The organism is endosymbiont of unidentified scaly snail isolate Monju (assembly GCF_000801295.1).
Taxonomy (GTDB): domain Bacteria; phylum Pseudomonadota; class Gammaproteobacteria; order Chromatiales; family Chromatiaceae; genus MONJU.
Genome location: NZ_AP012978.1, coordinates 250143 through 269278, shown reverse-complemented (window position 1 = coordinate 269278; position 19136 = coordinate 250143). Strand labels below are relative to the sequence as shown.

Genomic DNA, 19136 nt, shown 5'->3' with positions numbered 1-19136 from the left:
CCTCCGTGTCCTGTCAGCGCAGCCAGGCGTTGATCGCTTCGAGATCGGTCACGGCGAGCAGGCCCGCCGCCCGTTTCAGACGCAGGCTTTCAAGCAGATAGTCGTAGCGCGCCCGCGTCAGGTCACGCACCGCGGCCTGCAGGTCCTGTTCGGCCTCGGCGACCGCCACCTGCGTGTAGACGCCCGCCCGCTCACCACGGCGTCGTCCCTCGACCACCACCTGCTGGGCCGCCACCCCCTCGCGCAATGCCTCGATACGACTGCGTGCCGTGCGCATCCCCTCGAACGCGGCACGCACCTGCCGCTCGATCTCTCGCTGGCGCTGCTGCAGGGCCTCCTGGGCCCTGGCGTGTTGCTTCACGGCCTGGCGCACCGCCGCCGATGTCGCACCGCCACGATACAAGGGCAGACTCAGCGACACCGACAGATCGGTGGTCGCCACCTCGCTGCCGCCCCCGAAGAGCGTGCCCTCGGTCTTGCGATAGTTGTGGCGGCCAGTCACCCCCACCGTAGGGAAATGCCCGCCCTGCTGCACCGAGACCTCGCGGCGTGCCACTTCCACCCGCACTGCCAATGCCACCAACTCCGGGTTGTTCTGCATGGCGCGCTGCACCCAGACATCCACGTCCTCGGGATCGGGCCTGGGCAGCGGCATCTTCGTGTCCAGGCGCATCAGGCGCATGCCGCCCCAACCAACCAGTTCGGCCAGGCCCTGTCGCGCATCATCGAGCCGGGCCACGTCCTCGATCAGCGAGGCGCGCACCAGTGCGTCACGGGCCTTGACGTCGCTGAGATCCGCGATATTGGTCAGCCCGGAACGAAAACGCTGCCGGGCATAGGCAAGATTCTTGGCCAGCGCCACCTGCTCGACCTTGCGCGAGGACACGTCGTCCCGCGCCCCCAGTACCTCGAAATAGCGCTCGGCCACGCGCAGCAGCAGGTCCATTTTCTCGGCAGCGAAATCGGCATCCGCCGCACGCACCTCGGCCTCGGCCTTGCGGAATCCCTGCCAGGAGGCCCAGTTGAACAGGGGCTGGGTCAGGGTGAGGGTGTAGGTGCTGCTGGGGAAGGTGCTGGTTCCCGAACCGAACACCGCATTGTCCGAGGCCAGGATCTCCTGCCGCGTCTGGGTGTATTGCGCCTCGAAGGTGACCTCCGGCAGCAACCGTGCGCGAGCCAGGAGACGCAATTCTCCGTCGGCCTCGCGCTGCAACGCCGCCGCCCGGAAACGAGGATCCCGCTTCAGCGCCTCCCGGTAGATCGCTACCAGATCCCTTGGAGTAGCATGCGATGATCCCCCTGCTGGCTCCGCCGCGCGCGCACCGGACACCAGTGCGGCCATTACCCCCAGCAAGGCCACCCACGCCCATGGCCAATGTATCGTCATTCGGATGCCCCACTCTCGACTCTTCCCGCCACGACGCACGAGCCCGCCGGGCCGCCGCCTCTCCCGACTCGGCCCCCGGCGGCTTGCCTCCGGCATTCTGTCGGTCCATGTTTGTTATGCTGGCACTTCCGCTTGAGGACGGATGCCTGTAGGTCGGCAGTCTAGGGACGACAAAAACAAAAAACACTAGCCATCCGGCTAGTACACCCAGAGTGAGGACCCGGACTCGTGCATATTCTGGTAGTGGATGACCACGCCCTCTTCCGCGAGGGCCTGGTATTGCTCTTGCGGCAAATGGGGGAACAGGTCGATACGAGAGAGGCCAGCAGCGCCGAAGAGGCCCTGCACCAGCTCGACCTGATGTCGGAAATCGACCTGCTGCTGATCGCCTGGGGATGCCTGGCATCGATGGTATCGACCTGCTGAGTGCATTGAGAGAACGCGGCCTGGACTGCCCGGTCGTGGTCATCTCGGCCTCGGAGGAATTGCATGACATCCAACGCGCGCTGGCGGCGGGAGCCCAGAGCTTCATACCCAAATCCACCAGTTCGAGCATGCTGCTGGATGGCCTGCAACGGGTGCTGCAAGGGGAGAACTGGCTGCCCCGGGAGATCCATGCCCGGCTCAGGCAACGACAGAACGACACCCTGCCGGAGCTGACGCGACGCCAGCAGCACATCCTCGAGGCGCTGACCGCCGGCGATTCCAATGCCGAGATCGCACAGCGGCTGAACATCAGCGTGCACACTGTCAAGTTTCACCTGGCGACGCTGTTCCGCCTGCTCGACGCCCGCAACCGTACCGAATGCCTCACCCGGGCCAGGGAGCTGGGCCTGGTCAGACGCAAGAGCATGACGGAATAGCGCGCGCTCAGGCCGCGTGCGTCTCCATCTCTCGGTCGATGGCCTGGCGCAGGCCCGCCGCCCCGACGGGCTTGTTCAATACCGGCGTCCCGTGCGCGTGAATGCGTGCCAACTCCTCGGGGGCCGTATCACCGGTAATCAGCAGGGCACCCAGCCGATGTCCCAGGACCTCTCGCATGCGGTCGATCAGTTCCAGCCCCACGGGACCACGCGGCAGACGATAGTCGGTGATCAGCAATTGGGGACGAAAACCCTTTTCGATCAACGCCATGGCCTCGTCCTCGTCACCGGCACAACGCACCCGCATGCCCCAGCCGCGCAACACCTCGGCCACCGCATCGAGCACATCGGACTCATCGTCCACGACCAGGACATCACCGACCCAGGGGGTGTGCAGCGAAGCCGGCTCCAGGGACTCCTCGAAGATCTCGTCGTCCGGGGCCACCGGGAGCTCCAGGGCAAATCGGCTGCCCTGCCCCGGCGCCGAATTCAGGCGCAGGGGGTGATCGAGCAGATTGGACAGGCGACGCACGATGGCCAGCCCCAGACCCAGCCCGCGGCGACGGTCACGCCCCGGGTTGCCCACCTGCTGGAACTCGTCGAAGATGCGTTGCTGATCGTCCTCCGCAATCCCCTGACCGGTATCGGCCACGCTCAGCCACACCCGGTCGTCCACCTGCTCCCAGGCCAGGTGGATCTTCCCCTGTTCGGTGTAGCGCAGCGCATTGGACAACAGATTGCGCAACATGCGCTCGAGCAGCAATGGATCGGTCATCACCAGGGGCGCCTCATCGTCGATGCGCAGTTCCAGCCCCTTCTTCGCCGCCTGCGGCTCGAACTCGTCGTAGAGATCCTGCAGCAGGATATCGAGATCCACCACCCGGATGGACACCTCCATGGCACCCGCGTCCAGTCGCGAGATATCCAGCAAGGCATCGAACAACTGGCGCAGCGCCTCCAGCGACTGACGCACGCGTTGCAACAACATCTGCTGCTGCGGTTGCTGGGGTGTCTGGCTCAGGGCGTCCAGGAAGAGCCCCATGGCGTACAGGGGCTGGCGCAGATCATGACTGGCGGCCGCCAGGAAGCGCGACTTGGCGACATCCGCCTCCTGGGCGATCTGCATCTGGCGACGCAGACGGTCGACCAGCTGGGCGTTCTCGTAACGGTAGGCGATCGTCTCGCCGTACTTGCGATGCAACCTCAGGCTGTATCCCAGGTTCACTATCAGGAACAGCAACATGAAGAGCCCGCCGGCAGGCACGGCATCGGCCCCCTCTCCCAGAAGCAACAAGGTGACCGGCAACATCGTCGGCACCGCGTAGGCAAAATAGGCTACCGCATGCGCGGAAAGCGAGGGCACCGCACCGGCCGTCATGCCAGCCAGCATCAGGATGATCAGGGAGGTATAGACGGGGTCGGCAAGATCGAGCAGGAACCAGGCACTGCTTCCCCACAGCAGGCCAGAGAGCAGCGAACCGAGCACGAACACCAGCAGGCGCAAGCGCTGGCTGCGCGGCGTCTCGGGGGCGTCTGCCAGACGCCGGCCAACCAGCCAACGCAACAGCGCCACCACCCAGATCGCGGAGACCCACAGCGCCAGTTGTTCGTACTCGACACGCGCGCGCAGAAACCAGGCGGCTATCGTCGGCACCAACGCATTGCCGAGCAGCACGAAGGGGAACTGGGCCTGGAGCAACTCGATACGGCCACGCAGCATCACCTCGGGAGGGATCGTGTCGCCGGCCGTGTTCGGACGCGGATCCTCGGACATGCCCAGAGGCTAGCCCATCGGTCACCACTCCGCAAAAGGCTATTTCAAGCGCAAGGCATTGACCACGACCACCAGCGAACTGAGCGACATGCCGATGGCGGCCATCCAGGGGGCGACCCAGCCAGCGGCGGCCAGGGGGACGGCGATGAGGTTGTAGACCACGGCCCAGGCCAGGTTCTGGCGGATCACGGTGCCGGTATCGCGCGCCTTGCGCACGCCCTCGGGCAGCACCGCCAGGCGCTCGGACAATGCGACCATGTCGGCGCTGGCATGGGCCAGTTGAGCCCCCTGCCCCATGGCCACGGACACATCGGCACCGGCCAGCACCGGGGCATCGTTGACCCCGTCGCCCACCATCACTACCTTGTGGCCTGCCTGCTGCAGGGCGCGCACGCGCGCGAGCTTGTCCTCGGGGCGCAGTTGCGCCGCCCAGTCGTCGATACCCAGTTCGCGCCCTACTGTGGCCACGGCATCGGCTGCGTCACCGCTGTAGATATGGGGCGTCAGTCCCAGTTCGCGCAGGGCACGCACCGCCTCGACCGCATCCTCGCGCAGGCGGTCGCGCAGTACGAAGCGCGCCAGCCAGCCCTGTTCACTGCCCAGGTAGACCGGCGTGCCCGCCAGGTCCGCGGCCGGCGGTGGTTCGCTGCCGATCAACTCGGCCACGAAGGCGGCATTGCCCAGGCGATAGCGGGTCCCATCGATCACCCCTTCCATCCCCTTGCCGGGGTGGGAACGCAGGTCCGTCACGGTATCCGCCGCCTTGCCGTGCAGGGCCAGCACGCGTGCCACCGGGTGCTCGGAATCGCGCGCCAGGGCAGCGGCCAGATGACACACCTGCTGTTCGCCCGTGTCTGACAACGGCTGCACCCCGGCCAGGGTCAGCATGCCTCGGGTCAGCGTTCCGGTCTTGTCGAACACGATGTGATCGGCCGCGCCCAGGGTCTCGAGCACATGCCCCCGGGTCACCAGCAGCCCCAGCCGGGTGAGCGCGCCAATGGCGGCGGTGACCGCTGCCGGAGTGGCCAGCGACAGGGCGCAGGGACAGGTGACCACCAGTACCGCCAGGGTGATCTCGAAGGCGCGCTCCGGTGCATGCAGCCACCAGCCGATGGCCACGGCGGTGGCGATCGACAACTGGGCGGCCACGAACCAGCCGGCGACGCGGTCGGCGAGCATTGCCAGCCGGGGTTTTTCGGCCTGGGCGCGATCGAGCAGGCGCACGATGCCCGAGACCATGGTGTCCTCGCCCACGCGGGAGACCCGCATCTGCAGGGGGCTCTCGACATTGAGGCTGCCGCCGACCAGGGCATCGCCTGGCCCCCGGTGCCGCGGCAGGCTTTCCCCAGTCAGCAGCGACTCGTCCACCGAGCTTTCGCCCTCGACCACTTCGCCATCGGCGGGCACCGTCTCGCCAGGACGGATCAGCACCCGATCGCCAGGACACAACTGCGCCACCGGCACGGCCTCGTGCCGGCCGTCCACGATGCAGGTGGCGGTCGCCGGCAACAACTTGACGAGGGCCTCGGCGGCCTGGCCGGCACGATGCCGCGCGCCCATCTCCAGGTAGCGGCTGGCGAGCAGGAAGAAGGTGAACATGCACACCGAGTCGTAATAGATCTCGCCACTGCCGCGCAGGGTGTGCCAAAGGCTGGCGCCGAAGGCCGCACCGATGGCCAGCGAGACCGGCACCTCCATGCTCAACTGCCGGCGCCGCAGATCACGCCAGGCGGTAACGAAGAAACCACTGGCCGAATACAACACCACCGGCAGGGTGAGCAGCAGGCTGACCCAGCGCATGAACTGCTCGATGTCCGCTTCCATGCCGTAGGCATCGCCGGCATACATGGCCACCGCCAGCATCATCACCTGCATGGCCCCCAGGCCAGCCACAAACAGACGCCGCAGCGCCTGTGACTTCTCCTTCTTCTGGATCTGTTCCTGGCGGCCGGGATCGAAGGGATGGGCCACATAGCCGATGCTGGCGATGGCCTTGAGGATGTCCGACAGCTTGATGCGGCTGTCGTCCCAGCTCACGTGCGCACGGTGGGTGCTGTAGTTGACCTGGAAGTCCTGCACCCCGGGCAAGGAGCGCACATGGCGCTCGTTGAGCCAGACGCAGGCCGCACAGGTGATCCCCTCGAGGATCAGCGAGGCCTGCTTGAGGTCGTTCTCGTCCACTGACACGAAACCGGCCTGCAGGGCCGGCTGATCGTACAGTTCCATCTGCGCGAGCTGTTCGGGGATCAGCTCCTCGGGGCGGCCGGTCGGTTTCTCGCGGTGCCGGTAGAAGGAGGTCAGCCCCCCATCGACGATGGCCTGGGCCACCGCCTGGCAGCCCCGGCAACAGAGATTGTGGATCTGGCCGTCGATCTCGACCGGGTAATGGGCCTCGGGCGGCACGGGCAGGCCGCAGTGGAAGCAGCTTTCTTCGGTGCGTTGCGGGGCGTCGTCCGGGGCGGTCATTCTTCGGGCAGTACCGAGGTGGTGGCGCGGATCTCGTGCCGCGCCTCACCCTTGCGGATTTCCAGCACCAGGCGCCAGAGCCCCGGCAGGGGCATGGTGATCTGCGCACGATACTCGCCACCGCCCACCTCGGACAAGCGGAAGTCGAAATCGTCCCGGCTGTTCGAGGTGCGCAGGAAACGCCCGTGGACCTCCGCACCGGTGATCGGCCGCCCGTCCCGGTCGTGTACCGTGACGATGAGGGTCTCCGGACGCCCCACCCAGGGCTTGTGGCGCCACCCTTTCTTCACCCGCCAGCCGCGCCGGCGCTGGGCCTCGACCTGTTGGAGATACTGGTTGTACAGCGCCTCCTTTTCCTGGAAGTCGTGCGAGACCACGCCGGGGAATTCCGAGTCGGCCACCCCTTCGCTCTCCTGTGGCCTGGGCAGCAGCTCGGCGAAGATGCCGGTGATACCCCGTTCGGCCACGGTGACGAACACGATGTTCAGCGCGATCACGCCGACGAAGAAGGTGACGATCAGCGCCGGCGCCCAGTGGAAGCCCTTGCCCACCCGCGAACCGATCATGCCCAGGGCATAGGCCAGGGTCAGGTAGATGGCCAGATGCACCGCAAAGATGTCGGGACCGGGCCAGTGAATGATGGCCCAGGGGACATAGAAGAGCAGTACCAGCAGGGCCACCACCATGGCGGCGGCCTTTCCGGAGAGCCGGAACAGACGGGTCGCGACCAGGTAGACGACCAGTTCGGCCACCACCCCCAGCCCGATGCTCTGGATCAGTTCGCCCGCACCCATGAATCACCCCTTGGGCACGTAGAAGACCGTTGCATGACGCACCGGCAACAGGCCGCTGCCGGCGTCAGGTGTTGCAACGATGGTCACCGGGTGAGTGCGACCATCGAGCACTCTGGGCCGCGCCTTGATGCGTGCGCTCAGGCGCAGGCGTTGCTCGGGTCGCAGCACGATGTGGCGAAAACGCCCCATGTCGAGCTCGGCATCGGGCAGCCCCTCGATGGAGAAGGTGAGCCCCAGCCTGTGCCCGGTCTTGTTGTTGACCTTGATCTGGTAGGCATTCTCGATGCGCCCGTCGGACAGGCGGGTGAAGATGGGCTGGCGCACCTGGCTCACCGCCAGATCATAAGGTGCCTGGTTGCCCACGCTCCACGCCAGCAGAGCCACGGCCACCAGCAGCACCGCCGCATACCCCAGCACCTTGGGACGCAGCAGGCGGGCGCGCTTGCCGCCATCCTCGACCCGCTGCGAGGAATACCCCACCAGTCCACGCTCCCAGCCCAGCGAGTCCATGATGGTGTCGCAGGCGTCGATGCACAGGGCACAGGAGATGCACTGGATTTGCAGACCGTTGCGGATGTCGATGCCGGTGGGACAGACCTGCACGCAATAGCCGCAGTCGATACAGTCGCCCACGCCCGCAGCCTGCCGCTGTTCGCGGGTCTTGAGGTCACGCCCCAGCTTGGCCCGGCCGGCACTGCCCTCACCGCGCGCGCGATCGTAGGAGACGATCAGGGTGTCCTTGTCGAACATCACGCTCTGAAAGCGCGCATAGGGACACATGTAGGTGCAGACCTGCTCGCGGGCGATACCCGCCATCACGTAGGTCGTAGCGGTGAGAAACACCGTCGTCGCATAGGCCGCAAAGGGGGCCTGGCCGGTGAAGAAATCGGCCACCAGTTGCGGCGCATCGCCCCAGTAGAGCACGAAGGTCAGGCCGGTGACGAAGGCCACCAGCAGCCACAGCAGGTGGGTGAGCCCGAGCTTGACGGCCTTCTCGGCAGTCATCGGCTGCTTGCTCAGGCGGATGCGCGCGGGACGCTCGCCCTGCACCAGGCGCTCGATGAAGATGAACACGTCGGTCCACAGGGTCTGGAAGCAGAAATAGCCGCAGAACACCCGTCCAGCGATACCGGTAACGAAGAACAGCAGGTAGGCGAAGATCATCAGCAGACCAGCCAACCAGAAGATGTCCTGCGGGTAGACCACCAGGTCGAAGATATAGAACTTGCGCCCCGCCAGGTCGAACAGCACCGCCTGGTCGGGCCCGCTCTCGCGCTCCCAGCGCAGCCAGGGCAGCAGGAAGTAGACACCATAGGCCAGCGCCAGCACGCCCCATTTCAGGCGACGAAATCGCCCCTTGACCGAGCGCGGAAAGATCGCCTGCCGCGGCGCATAGAGTTGGGTATCACCCGATTCTGCCATGGTCGTGTTACCCGTACCGATCGTGGAGGAACGAGAAAAGGTCGCAAGCGGCCTTTTCTCTACCGTTCACGAGGAAGACAGTCGCTTACTGGCCGCCGCCCAGTCCGTGCACATAGACGGTCAGCAGCTTGATCTCCTCGTCGCTGAGACGACCTTCCCAGGCCGGCATCCGGCGCTGGATGCCGCTGCGGATCACCGATTTCACGCGTTCGACCTTCTCGGCGACGCTGCCGGCACCGTTCACGTCGGCCACGGTCCACACCTGGTCGGTGAGGTTGGCCGAACCCTGGGAGTAAAGGCCCTTGCCACTGTTGGTATGACAGTAGTAACAGCCGGCTTGTTCACTGTGGAACAGCTTGTCGCCACGGGCCGCCAGGCCCTTGTCCACATTGTGCCCGGACAGGCTCAGCACATAGTTGGCCAGGGCCTCGATCTCCTCGTCGGACAACACCTTGCCGAATGACGGCATGTAACCGAGACGCCCCTTGCGGATGGTCTGCTCGATACGTGCGATGGAACCACCCCAGAGCCAGGCGTCGTCACGCAGGTTGGGGAAGTTGCCCACCTCGGCGGGCGTGCCGCCCAGGCCGTGACAGGCCGCACAGTTGTCGGCGAACAGCACCTTGGCCAGGGACTGGGTGAAGGCCATCATGTCGGGATCGTTGAGGATCTCTTCGTACGAGGCGCCGGCAACCTTTTCCAGGTAGGCCTTCTGCTTGAGCGCCTCCTCGCCCGACTGCATGTCACGGATGAATTCGGCACGGGTGTTCCAGTGCGTGGTCACCTCCTTGCCGTCGGCGTCCACGAAGCTGGTGGTGGCCAGACCCTTGGTAAAGCTCTTGCCCACCGGCCAGGCCGGGTAGAGGATCCAGTACACGATGGCGAACACCACCGTGGCGTAGAAGGTCCACAGCCACCAGCGCGGCAGCGGATTGTTGAATTCCTGCAGATCGCCGTCCCACGCGTGACCGGTGGTCTGCACGGCTTTGTGTTGCGATTGATCAGCCATTGTCTTGATCCTTGTCTGCTACTTTTCCGGCCCGATCCGATGTCTCTTTCTCGTCGTCAAGAAAGGGGATGTTCTTGTAGGACTCCAGGCGCTTGGCGCGCTTGCGTCCACTGAACACGTACAGGAGGATGCCCACGAAGGTGACGAAGAAGATCACCAGCGCCAGCGGCTTGGTGTTCTCCATGTGGGACAGCCATTCGAACATCGTCGGACCCTGCTATCGGTTGGAAGACCTTCGCCGGCTCAACGGAACTCGGCGAAGTAGCCCTCGTCGTACTTGCTGAAGTCCACCATGGTGCCCAGCACCTGGAGATAGGCCACCAGGGCATCCATCTCGGTCACGCGACTGGGGTCCTTGTCGTAGTTGCCGGCCTCCGCCTGCTTGATGAGGTTCTTTTCCGCGTTGTTGATGTCGAGCATCTCGGCGACTTCCTTGCCGAACTTCTCGACGTTCGCCTGATATTCCTCGTCAGTCTCGGAATAGGGCACACCGACCGCCTTGAGCGCACGCATGCGCGCTGCGATATCGGAATAGTCCAGTTCGGTCTTCAGCAGCCAGGGATAGTTGGGCATGATCGACTCGGGCACCACGCTACGCGGATTGTTCAGGTGCTTGACGTGCCAGGCGTTCGAGTACTTGCCGCCCACGCGGGCCAGGTCCGGACCGGTACGCTTGGAACCCCACTGGAAGGGGTGGTCGTACTGCGACTCGGCCGCCAGCGAATAGTGGCCGAAGCGCATGTCCTCGTCGCGGAAGGGACGGATCATCTGCGAATGACAGGTGTAGCAGCCCTCGCGGATGAAGATGTCGCGCCCACGCTGCTCGAGCGGCGTGTAGGGGCGCACGCCATCGACCTTCTCGACGGTATCCTCGATGTAATAGAGGGGGGCCACCTCGACCAGGCCGCCGATACTGATGGCCAGCATGATCAGCACGATCATGAGGCCGGCATTGATTTCGATGCTTTCGTGATTCAATTTCATCGTTCACATACCTCTCAAGCGCCGGCCTTGGCCATCTTGGCCGCAATCCTGGCCTCCAGTGCGGCCTGCTCCTGCTTCGCGGTGCGGATGGTCATGGCCACGTTGAAGCACATCAGCAGGATGCCGCTGACGAAGAAGGCGCCACCCAGGGCTCGCACCACCAGTGGCCAGTGCATGAACTGCACCGACTCGATGAAGGTGTAGGCCAGGTTGCCGTACTCGTCGAAGGCGCGCAGCATCAGGCCCTGGCCGATGCCGGAGACCCACATGGCGGCGATGTACAGCACGATGCCGATGGTGGCCAGCCAGAAGTGGACGTACACCAGACGGGTGCTCCACAGACGGGTCTCCCAGAGGCGCGGAATCAGATGATAGAAGGAGCCGAAGGTGATCATGGCCACCCAGCCCAGCGCGCCGGAGTGCACGTGGCCAACGGTCCAGTCGGTGTAGTGCGACAGGGCGTTGACGCTCTTGAGCGACATCATCGGCCCCTCGAAGGTGGACATGCCGTAGAACGACAGCGCGGTGATCAGGAACAGCATGATCGGGTCGGTGCGCAGCTTCTCCCAGGCGCCGGACAGGGTCATGATGCCGTTGATCATGCCGCCCCAGGAAGGCATCAGCAGCAGGATGGAGAAGGCCGCGGCCAGCGAACTGGTCCAGTCGGGCAGCGCGGTCCAGTGCAGGTGGTGACCACCGACCCACATGTACATGAAGGACAGCGCCCAGAAGTGAATGATGGACAGCCGGTAGGAATAGATCGGGCGCCCCGCCTGCTTGGGCACAAAGTAGTACATCATGCCGAGGAAGGCCGCGGTCAGGAAGAAGCCCACCGCGTTGTGGCCGTACCACCACTGCACCATGGCGTCCTGCACGCCGGCGTACAGGCTGTAGGACTCGGGGTGGAACAGACCGACCGGCACCGCCAGGTTGCGGAAGATGTGCAGGATGGCGGTGGCCAGGATGAAGGCCAGGTAGAACCAGTTGGCCACGTAGATGTGCGGCTGACTGCGACGACGCAGGGTCTGCACGTAGACCACGAAATAGGCCACCCAGACCACGGTAATCAGGATATCGACGTACCAGGGAAACTCGGCATATTCCTTGCCGTCGGTGATGCCGTTCAGATACCCAAGCACACCGACCACCAGCGCGACCTGCCAGCCCCAGAAGGTGAAATTGGCCAGACCGCTACCCCACAGGCGAGCCTGACAGGTACGCTGCACCACGTAGTAGGAGGTGGCAAACAGGGCGTTGCCGCCGAAGCCGAAGATCACCATGGTGGTGTGACCCGGACGTAGCCGTCCAAAGGTGATCTGCGCGATATCGAAGTTGAGGAACGGAAACGCCAGCTCGGACGCGATGTAGGTGCCCGCGGTCATGCCGAGCACCCCCCACACCAGCGCCATGATGGCGAATTTCTTGACAATGTCGTAGTCGTACTGCGTCTCCGCAGCTACTGCACCCTGTGCCATAGATCGAATCCCACTCTAGATTTGACTGATCCAACAAAAAAAGCCCGCCCCGCCAGACGGCGGCAAACCGTCCGTTCAGGATGCGCTTCCGGATTGCGGGTGTGCCGCAGACGAATCGGACACGGCCCCGCTGGGGTAGCAACCGCTCCCGCCGGTTCAGCGCGAGGGGTCGTCAGGGTCGGGTATCCTAGGGAAAAACCCTTTATAAGTCAATGCTGAAACTCTAGCCACACTGACTTTGGGGTTTCAGGAATCACAACGCCAGCCGGAATGCCAAATCACCGGGCCTCAGTACAGTAGTGGCAGATAGTGATCGACCAGCAGCAAGGCGAACAGGGCCATCAGGTAGACGATGGAATAACCGAAGGTGCGCATGGGCATGCGCGGGTCCTCGTTGCGGTAGAGCTGGACCGCGTAGTACAGGAAGCCCAGGTTCAGCGGCAGCACTCCCGCGAGGTAGGGTATGCCGCTCATGCCATAGCTGAACGGCAGCAGGGTGACCACGAACAGCAGCACCGTATAGAGCAGGATCTGCAGGCGAGTGTAGTCCTTGCCATGCGTCACCGGCAGCATGGGCATGTCCACCTTGCGGTACTCCTCGGTCCGGTGGATGACCAACGCCCAGAAGTGTGGTGGCGTCCAGGTGAAGATGATCAGGAACAGCAGCATGGCGCCAGGATCGACACTGCCGGTCACCGCCGCCCAGCCCAGCAGGGGCGGCGCAGCCCCCGCGGCACCACCGATGACGATATTCTGTGGCGTGGCGCGCTTCAGGTACATGGTGTAGATCACCGCGTAGCCGATCAGTGACCCGAAGGTCAGTGCGGCAGTGAGCACATTGACCCAGGCGACCAGCAGGACCATCGCCAGCCCCCCGATCACAAAGGCGAAGACCAGCGCCTGCCGCGGTGTTACCGACCCCTTGGGCAGGGGGCGTCCGTGCGTGCGCCCCATGATGGCATCGATGCGCCGGTCCACCACGTGATTGATCGCCGCGGCCGAAGCCGCGGCCAGGCCGATGCCGGATGTCGCAGCGAGCAACACGGTCAATGGTGGCAGGCCGGGACTGGCCAGCAGCATGCCCACCACGGCGGTGAACACGATCAGCAGCACCACCTTGGGCTTGCACAGCTCGAGATAGTCACGCCAGTCGGCAAGGAGCCCTTCCCGGGTATTCAGTAATGTCGACGCCATAACAGATAGCTCGCATTGATGAGTGAAAGCAGCAGCAGGGCTGCCACCGCATTGTGTGCCACCGCCACCGGCAAGGGCAGATGCAACAGGACGTTGCCGATGCCCAACCCGATCTGCAGCACCAGCAACAACAGCACCGGAATGCCGGCACGACGTGCCGGGCCACCCCGGCCAAGCAGGTACAGGGCGAAGCCACCCACCACCAGCAGGGTGGTCAGCGCGCCGAACCGGTGAGTCACGTGGATGGCGGTGCGCGCCGGGTGCTCCAGCACGCCATACTCGTAGTTGATGCCCAGCCCGCGCCACATGACGAAGGCCTCGGAGAAATCCATCTCGGGCCACCAGCTGCCCTGGCAGGTCGGAAAATCGGTACAGGACAGGGCCGCGTAGTTGGTGCTGGTCCAGCCACCCAGCGCGATCTGGGTCACCAGCACGACCAGCGCGATCGATGCCAATACCCGACCGCGCGGACCGAACCCCAGCCGCCTGCCGGTGATGCGCAGCAACAGGAACAACAGCCCCAGGGTGGTGAACCCGCCCAGCAGGTGCCCCATGACCACCAGAGAGGCTTGAGCAGCAGCGTCACGGTCCACATGCCGAGCAGGGCCTGGAAGATCACCACGCCCAGCAGCAGCAGGGGTTGGTCGGGATGGTGACGCCGCAGGCGCCACGACCATACCGTGATCACCAGGATGAACAAGCCGAGCGTGCCGGCGAAATAGCGGTGGATCATCTCCGCCCAGCCCTTGGCCGGCTCCAGCGGGCGCTGGTCGAGGTAGTGTTTCTGTTCCACCGCCTCGGGGCTGTCGGGCACGGTGAGATGGCCATAGCAGGTCGGCCAGTCGGGACAGCCCAGGCCGGCATCCGACAGCCGGGTATAGGCTCCCAGCACGATCACACAGAAGGCCAGCACCAGGGTGGCAGCAACGGCGTTCATCCGATCTGCGACACCTTGAGTAGCTTCTGCAGGTCCTTGAGCATGCCCTAGCCCTGGGCCACGCCATTGCCCTGCTCGTCGAGGGTGTAGAACATCATCAGGTTGCCCAGCGGATCGACCAGGAAGAAGCGCGAGCCATCGGGCGCGAACCCTTCCCCCCGAAAGGCCGAGAGCAACGCCGTCTCGGCTCCGCCGGCCACCACCAGGTCGGGGTGCGCGGGCTCCAGCGCCTTGCGCATCGCCACCGCTTCGCCTCCGCGCACCACCAGCAGACGACGCACGCGCGGCAGGTCCTTGTTGACGCCGATGCGCACCTGCCGGGTCAGGTAGAGCTGCCTCTCGCAGAGCGCATCACAGGCGGCACCGGAGAACACCACGAACACCCAGCGCCCCTTCAGGTCACCGAAAGACTGCCCGTCCGCATAATCGAGGTGCGACAGGTCCACCGGTCGTGCCGGCGAGATCAGCTCCCCGTTGTTGGTGGTGGCCGTCACCCCGTGACTGCTCAAGTAGTCCCATGCAAGCCAGGCGGCCAGCGGCGGCAACAGAAACAATCCGACGATCATCAGGAACTGTCGTCGCCCCCTGCGGGATACTGCCAACACCTGCTCCACTCAGTCCTCCTTCGGTTCGATGCGCCGGGTATTGACCCCGACATAGATGATCAACAGCGCCACGGCCAGGGCCAGCCACTGCACGGCATACCCCAGGTGCCGCTCTGGCCCCATTTCCGCCACCGGCGCCCAGTCGTATTGCAAGGCGCCCGGTTGCCTCTCGTCGAGCACCAGGGTCAACGACATCAGGCCAAGGCCACGAGCAGCCGACAGCGCCGCGACATCCAGGCTCTGCAACACCACTCGCCGTTCCAGGCTTTCGAGCGGCGGCGTGCCCATCACCAGACCGACCGACTCGGGGCGGTCCAGGCGCCCGCGCAAAACCACTTCGCCGACCGGCAAGGGCAATTCAGGCAGAAACTCCCGGTCATGCCCCACGGGCACCCAGCCTCGGTTGACAAGCAACTGCCGGCCGCTGGTGGTACGGAACAGGCTGAACACGTGATAACCGGCCTGCCCCCGGTATACCCGGTTGTCCAGCAGCCACTGCTGATCCGCCAGGTAGTGCCCCCGGGCCAGGGCGGGACGAAAACGGTCGGACACAGCGTCCGGTAGCTCCCGGTCCAGTACCAGAGGGGGCGCCTGGCGGTGCGCCTCGCGCGCCTCGAGCAGCCGCTGCTTTTCACCCGCACGATGCCATTGCCAGTTGGCCAGCGAGAGCAGCAGGGCCATCAACACCAGGAACACCAGGCTGGGAACCACCCCGGGACGAAACTGATAGCGTCCGATCCTCAAACGGCCGACCCCCTCTGCGCTGCTATACTGTCGAACTTCACTCACTGCCATTCACCAGAGCCCACGCAGGGTTCATGGAGACCACCGCCATGTGGATCAGGATTCTCATCATCTCCATCTTCGCGGGCATCCTGCTCAGTCTGGCCTCTGGCCTCTACTACCTGGTCAAGGACAAGGGGTCGTCCAAGCGCACCGTCAAGGCATTGAGCTTCCGCATCGGCCTCTCGCTGGGTCTGTTCCTGTTCCTCATGGCGCTGAGTCCTCACAACACGTAGACGAAGATGAACAGCCCCAGCCAGACCACGTCCACGAAGTGCCAATACCAGGCCACGCCCTCGAAGGCGAAGTGATCGTCGGCCGTGAAGTGCCCCTTCGCCGCACGCAGGGCAATGACGATCAGCATGATGGTGCCGATGGTCACATGCATGCCGTGGAAGCCGGTGAGCATGAAAAAGGTGGAACCATAGATACCGGAGGCCAGGGTCAGATCCATCTCGGTGTAAGCGTGGATGTATTCGTAGGCCTGGAAACCGAGGAAGGTCAAACCCAGCAGCACGGTGGCGATCAGCCACAGCACACTCTTGCCGCGATCGCCCGCCTTCAACGCCCAGTGTGACAGGGTGATGGTCACACCCGAACTCAGCAACAGCAGGGTGTTGAGCGCCGGAATCCCCCAGGGGCCCATGGGCTCGAACTCGCCACCGACATCACCGGGCCCGTTGGTCGGCCAGGCCTCGCTGAAGCCCTGCCAGAGCACTTCGTGCGTGGTAAAGCCCGAGTCCATGCCCAGCAACCAGGGCACCGACAGCACCCGCGCATAGAACAGGGCGCCGAAGAAGGCGGCGAAGAACATCACCTCGGAGAAGGTGAACCACATCATGCCCTGGCGGAAGGAGCGATCCACCTGTTCGTTGTACACCCCCTTGAGATTCTCGCGGATCACGGTGCCGAACCAACCGAACATCATGAAGGCAATCAGACCCAGGCCAATGAACAGCACCATGCGACCGTTCAACTCGCCGTTGAACCAGAGGGCCGCACCGATCACCGTGATGAACATGGCGATGGCCGCCACGATAGGCCAGTAGCTGCCGTGCGGCACGTAATAGTCGTTTGCGGTATGTGTCATCCTCTCTCCCCTTTGATGTCTGTGCTGGTTGTCTTTTCCGGTGGTCGATTCGTGGTCACCTGCTGGCCGTGCGCCCGGACACGTCGAACAGGGAATAGGCCAGGGTCAGGGTCTTGATGTCCTTCGGCAGCCTGGGATCGACGATGAAACGCAAGGGCATCTGCTTTTCCTCGCCGGCCTCGAGCGGTTGCTGGTTGAAACAGAAACATTCCGTCTTGTTGAAGTAGCGTGCCGCCCGGGTCGGGGCCATGCTGGGGATGGCCTGCGCCACCATGCGCTGCCCGGTACGATTGGCCGCCACGAAGTAGGTGGCATACAGCTGCCCCGGATGCACCTCCATGGTGGCCACGGCGGGCCGGAAGTCCCACGGCATGTCGGCACTGTTGCTGGCGACGAACTGGATGGTCAGGGTCCGCGAAGGATCGGGCCGGTAGCTCGCCGCCACCTCGGCCTCATTGATACGGCCGGTCTTGCCGTTGAGCCCGGTGATCTCGCAGAACACGTCGTACAGCGGCACCAGCAGGTAGCCGAAGCCGAACATGGCAATGACGACCAGGGCGATACGCCTGACCGAACGCCGATTCCTGTCTTCGTCCGTCATTCCTCAACCCGCCTTCTTCACAGCCATGTACATGCCGGCGAGGAACAGCCCGAAGGCCACCACGCCGAGAAAGATGGCCAGGCGCACATTGGCCTTTCCCTTGTCTGCCGTCTGCTCCCGCATGACTCGATCTCCTGTTCGACCGGCCTGCCCCCGGGCAGGCCTTAGACCTCGTTTACTTGATGACAGGCGCTTCGGTGAAGCTGTGATAGGGCGGCGGCGATGGCAGGGTCCACTCCAGACCGTTCGCGCCCTCCCATACCCGGTCGGTTGCCTTCTCGCCTCCGCGGACGGTCTTGATCACCACCCAGAGGAACAGCAGCTGCGAGGCACCGAACACGAAACCACCGATGGACGAGACCATGTTCCAGTCAGCGAACTGCACCGAGTAATCCGGGATACGGCGTGGCATCCCGGCCAGCCCCAGGAAGTGCTGCGGAAAGAACAGCACGTTGACCGAGATGGTGGAGAGCCAGAAGTGGATCTTGCCCAGGCGCTCGTCATACATCTTGCCGGTCCACTTCGGCAGCCAGTAGTAGGTGGCACCGGTCACCAGCACGTAATGGAAGTGCGCCACCACGAAATAGGTATCGTGGTACTGGAAGTCCGCTGGCGCGATGGCCAGCATCAGGCCAGAAAAACCACCGATGGTGAACATCATGATGAAGCCGATGGCAAACAGCATGGGGGTCTCGAAGGTCATGGCCCCCTTCCACATGGTGGATACCCAGTTGAACACCTTCACTCCGGTGGGCACCGCGATCATCATGGTGGCATACATGAAGAACAGCTCGCCTACCACGGGCATGCCCACGGTGAACATGTGGTGCGCCCAGACGATGAACGAGAGGAAGGCGATCGAAGCGGTGGCATACACCATGGAGCTGTAGCCGAACAGCGGCTTGCGCGCGAAGGTGGGCACGATCGCCGAGATGATGCCAAAGGCCGGCAGGATCAGGATGTACACCTCGGGATGCCCGAAGAACCAGAAGATGTGCTGGTACATCACCGGGTCGCCACCACCCGCCGCGTTGAAGAAGCTGGTACCGGCAAACTTGTCGGTCAGCAGCATGGTCACTGCCCCGGCCAGCACCGGCATGGTGGCAATCAGCAGGTAGGCGGTGATCAGCCAGGTCCACACGAACAGCGGCATCTTCATCAGGGTCATGCCCGGTGCGCGCATGTTGAGGATGGTGACGATCACGTTGATCGAACCCATGATCGAGCTGATACCAGCCAGGTGGATGGCAAAGATCATGAACGGAAAGCCATCACCCATCTGCAACGACAGCGGCGGATAGAGGGTCCAGCCGCCGGCGGGGCCACCCCCCTCCATGAAGAAGGTAGACAGCAACAGGGTAAAGGCGAACGGCAGTATCCAGAACGACAGGTTGTTCATCCTGGGCAAGGCCATGTCGGGCGCGCCGATCATCATCGGGATCAGCCAGTTGGCCAGCCCAGTGAACGCCGGCATCACCGCGCCGAAGATCATCACCAGGGCGTGCACCGTGGTCATGGAGTTGAAGAACTGGGGATCGACCAGTTGCATGCCGGGCTGGAACAGCCCGGCGCGGATCACCATGGCCATGGCGCCGCCGATGAAGAACATGATCAGCGCGAACACCAGGTAAAGGGTCCCGATGTCCTTGTGGTTGGTCGTCGTGATCCAGCGCATCAGGCCCTTGGCGGGGCCGTGGTCGTGATGTTCGTCGTGCGTTGCAGTTGCGGTACTCATCTGTGCTCTCTCCGTCT

General features: G+C 64.2%; 18 protein-coding genes and 1 pseudogene. 3 read left to right on the top strand and 16 right to left on the bottom strand.

Annotation, left to right across the window (positions count from 1 at the left end; genetic code table 11):
• Positions 1–13: 13 nt before the first annotated feature.
• Positions 14–1342, bottom strand: coding sequence for a TolC family outer membrane protein (locus EBS_RS01360; protein ID WP_171816157.1), 1329 nt, complete (start codon positions 1340–1342; stop codon positions 14–16).
• 273 nt (positions 1343–1615) lie between these two features.
• Here EBS_RS01360 and EBS_RS01355 point away from each other — a divergent pair, with 273 nt between their 5' ends.
• Together EBS_RS01355 and EBS_RS01350 are read left to right on the top strand one after the other, a co-directional pair.
• Positions 1616–1813 (top strand): helix-turn-helix domain-containing protein, encoded by a 198-nt coding sequence (locus EBS_RS01355; RefSeq protein ID WP_081999753.1) that lies wholly within the window; start codon positions 1616–1618, stop codon positions 1811–1813.
• The gene (locus EBS_RS01350) at positions 1783–2250 is read left to right on the top strand and encodes a LuxR C-terminal-related transcriptional regulator (RefSeq protein ID WP_043106959.1); all 468 of its coding nucleotides are present in this window, start codon (positions 1783–1785) and stop codon (positions 2248–2250) included. The genes EBS_RS01355 and EBS_RS01350 overlap by 31 nt, the downstream gene beginning before the upstream one ends.
• 7 nt (positions 2251–2257) lie before the next feature.
• Here the strand turns inward: EBS_RS01350 and EBS_RS01345 are convergent, their stop codons facing one another.
• From EBS_RS01345 to EBS_RS01290, 12 genes and pseudogenes are all read right to left on the bottom strand, one after another.
• Positions 2258–4024, bottom strand: coding sequence for a hybrid sensor histidine kinase/response regulator (locus tag EBS_RS01345; protein WP_052199180.1), 1767 nt, complete (start codon positions 4022–4024; stop codon positions 2258–2260).
• A gap of 39 nt (positions 4025–4063) precedes the next feature.
• The gene (locus EBS_RS01340) at positions 4064–6490 is read right to left on the bottom strand and encodes a heavy metal translocating P-type ATPase (RefSeq protein ID WP_043106958.1); all 2427 of its coding nucleotides are present in this window, start codon (positions 6488–6490) and stop codon (positions 4064–4066) included.
• Entirely contained in the window at positions 6487–7284 is a 798-nt protein-coding gene (locus tag EBS_RS01335) for a FixH family protein (RefSeq protein WP_043106957.1), read from the bottom strand. Before EBS_RS01335 ends, EBS_RS01340 begins: the two co-directional genes overlap by 4 nt.
• A 3-nt stretch (positions 7285–7287) precedes the next feature.
• The gene (gene ccoG, locus EBS_RS01330; RefSeq protein ID WP_081999752.1) at positions 7288–8706 is read right to left on the bottom strand and encodes a cytochrome c oxidase accessory protein CcoG; all 1419 of its coding nucleotides are present in this window, start codon (positions 8704–8706) and stop codon (positions 7288–7290) included.
• A gap of 85 nt (positions 8707–8791) precedes the next feature.
• Positions 8792–9715 (bottom strand): cytochrome-c oxidase, cbb3-type subunit III, encoded by a 924-nt coding sequence (gene ccoP, locus EBS_RS01325; RefSeq protein ID WP_043106956.1) that lies wholly within the window; start codon positions 9713–9715, stop codon positions 8792–8794.
• The gene (locus EBS_RS01320) at positions 9708–9920 is read right to left on the bottom strand and encodes a cbb3-type cytochrome oxidase subunit 3 (RefSeq protein ID WP_043106955.1); all 213 of its coding nucleotides are present in this window, start codon (positions 9918–9920) and stop codon (positions 9708–9710) included. Before EBS_RS01320 ends, ccoP begins: the two co-directional genes overlap by 8 nt.
• 38 nt (positions 9921–9958) lie before the next feature.
• Complete coding sequence (gene ccoO, locus EBS_RS01315; RefSeq protein ID WP_043109031.1) at positions 9959–10693, bottom strand: cytochrome-c oxidase, cbb3-type subunit II; 735 nt, start codon at positions 10691–10693, stop codon at positions 9959–9961.
• 20 nt (positions 10694–10713) lie between these two features.
• Entirely contained in the window at positions 10714–12174 is a 1461-nt protein-coding gene (gene ccoN, locus EBS_RS01310) for a cytochrome-c oxidase, cbb3-type subunit I (protein WP_043106953.1), read from the bottom strand.
• Between the two features lie 288 nt (positions 12175–12462).
• Positions 12463–13368, bottom strand: coding sequence for a heme o synthase (gene cyoE, locus EBS_RS01305; protein WP_052199179.1), 906 nt, complete (start codon positions 13366–13368; stop codon positions 12463–12465).
• A pseudogene (locus tag EBS_RS01300) lies at positions 13350–14305 on the bottom strand (COX15/CtaA family protein). The gene cyoE and the pseudogene EBS_RS01300 overlap by 19 nt, the downstream one beginning before the upstream one ends.
• Before the next feature lie 47 nt (positions 14306–14352).
• Positions 14353–14871, bottom strand: coding sequence for a hypothetical protein (locus tag EBS_RS01295; RefSeq protein WP_043106952.1), 519 nt, complete (start codon positions 14869–14871; stop codon positions 14353–14355).
• Positions 14872–14919: 48 nt separating this feature from the next.
• Complete coding sequence (locus EBS_RS01290) at positions 14920–15699, bottom strand: SURF1 family protein (protein WP_171816156.1); 780 nt, start codon at positions 15697–15699, stop codon at positions 14920–14922.
• 44 nt (positions 15700–15743) lie between these two features.
• On the opposite strand from EBS_RS01290, the gene EBS_RS01285 reads away from it, so the two are divergent.
• Positions 15744–15929, top strand: coding sequence for a twin transmembrane helix small protein (locus EBS_RS01285; protein WP_043109028.1), 186 nt, complete (start codon positions 15744–15746; stop codon positions 15927–15929).
• On the opposite strand, the gene EBS_RS01280 is transcribed toward EBS_RS01285, so the two are convergent.
• The 3 genes from EBS_RS01280 to ctaD all read right to left on the bottom strand — a co-directional run bounded on the left by EBS_RS01280 (position 15917) and on the right by ctaD (position 19119).
• Positions 15917–16783 carry a cytochrome c oxidase subunit 3 gene (locus EBS_RS01280; RefSeq protein WP_043106950.1) on the bottom strand — a complete coding sequence of 289 codons (867 nt, stop codon included), beginning with the start codon at positions 16781–16783 and terminating at the stop codon, positions 15917–15919. The genes EBS_RS01285 and EBS_RS01280 overlap by 13 nt on opposite strands.
• 55 nt (positions 16784–16838) lie before the next feature.
• Complete coding sequence (locus tag EBS_RS01275; protein ID WP_043106949.1) at positions 16839–17384, bottom strand: cytochrome c oxidase assembly protein; 546 nt, start codon at positions 17382–17384, stop codon at positions 16839–16841.
• Between the two features lie 175 nt (positions 17385–17559).
• A complete protein-coding gene (gene ctaD / locus EBS_RS01270) occupies positions 17560–19119 on the bottom strand; it encodes a cytochrome c oxidase subunit I (protein WP_043106948.1) in 1560 nt (519 codons plus the stop codon).
• Positions 19120–19136 lie beyond the last annotated feature (17 nt).

Bases quoted from the DNA above. Each gene is read 5' to 3' on its own strand.
- EBS_RS01360 (WP_171816157.1), bottom strand. From the start codon at position 1,342: ATGGCCGCACTGGTGTCCGGTGCGCGCGCGGCGGAGCCAGCAGGGGGA.
- ccoP (WP_043106956.1), bottom strand. From the start codon at position 9,715: ATGGCTGATCAATCGCAACACAAAGCCGTGCAGACCACCGGTCACGCG.
- EBS_RS01285 (WP_043109028.1), top strand. From the start codon at position 15,744: ATGTGGATCAGGATTCTCATCATCTCCATCTTCGCGGGCATCCTGCTC.
- EBS_RS01335 (WP_043106957.1), bottom strand. From the start codon at position 7,284: ATGGGTGCGGGCGAACTGATCCAGAGCATCGGGCTGGGGGTGGTGGCC.
- EBS_RS01350 (WP_043106959.1), top strand. From the start codon at position 1,783: ATGCCTGGCATCGATGGTATCGACCTGCTGAGTGCATTGAGAGAACGC.
- ccoN (WP_043106953.1), bottom strand. From the start codon at position 12,174: ATGGCACAGGGTGCAGTAGCTGCGGAGACGCAGTACGACTACGACATT.
- EBS_RS01320 (WP_043106955.1), bottom strand. From the start codon at position 9,920: ATGTTCGAATGGCTGTCCCACATGGAGAACACCAAGCCGCTGGCGCTG.
- EBS_RS01345 (WP_052199180.1), bottom strand. From the start codon at position 4,024: ATGTCCGAGGATCCGCGTCCGAACACGGCCGGCGACACGATCCCTCCC.
- EBS_RS01280 (WP_043106950.1), bottom strand. From the start codon at position 16,783: ATGACACATACCGCAAACGACTATTACGTGCCGCACGGCAGCTACTGG.
- EBS_RS01340 (WP_043106958.1), bottom strand. From the start codon at position 6,490: ATGACCGCCCCGGACGACGCCCCGCAACGCACCGAAGAAAGCTGCTTC.
- cyoE (WP_052199179.1), bottom strand. From the start codon at position 13,368: ATGGCGTCGACATTACTGAATACCCGGGAAGGGCTCCTTGCCGACTGG.
- ccoG (WP_081999752.1), bottom strand. From the start codon at position 8,706: ATGGCAGAATCGGGTGATACCCAACTCTATGCGCCGCGGCAGGCGATC.
- EBS_RS01295 (WP_043106952.1), bottom strand. From the start codon at position 14,871: ATGATCGTCGGATTGTTTCTGTTGCCGCCGCTGGCCGCCTGGCTTGCA.
- EBS_RS01275 (WP_043106949.1), bottom strand. From the start codon at position 17,384: ATGACGGACGAAGACAGGAATCGGCGTTCGGTCAGGCGTATCGCCCTG.
- ctaD (WP_043106948.1), bottom strand. From the start codon at position 19,119: ATGAGTACCGCAACTGCAACGCACGACGAACATCACGACCACGGCCCC.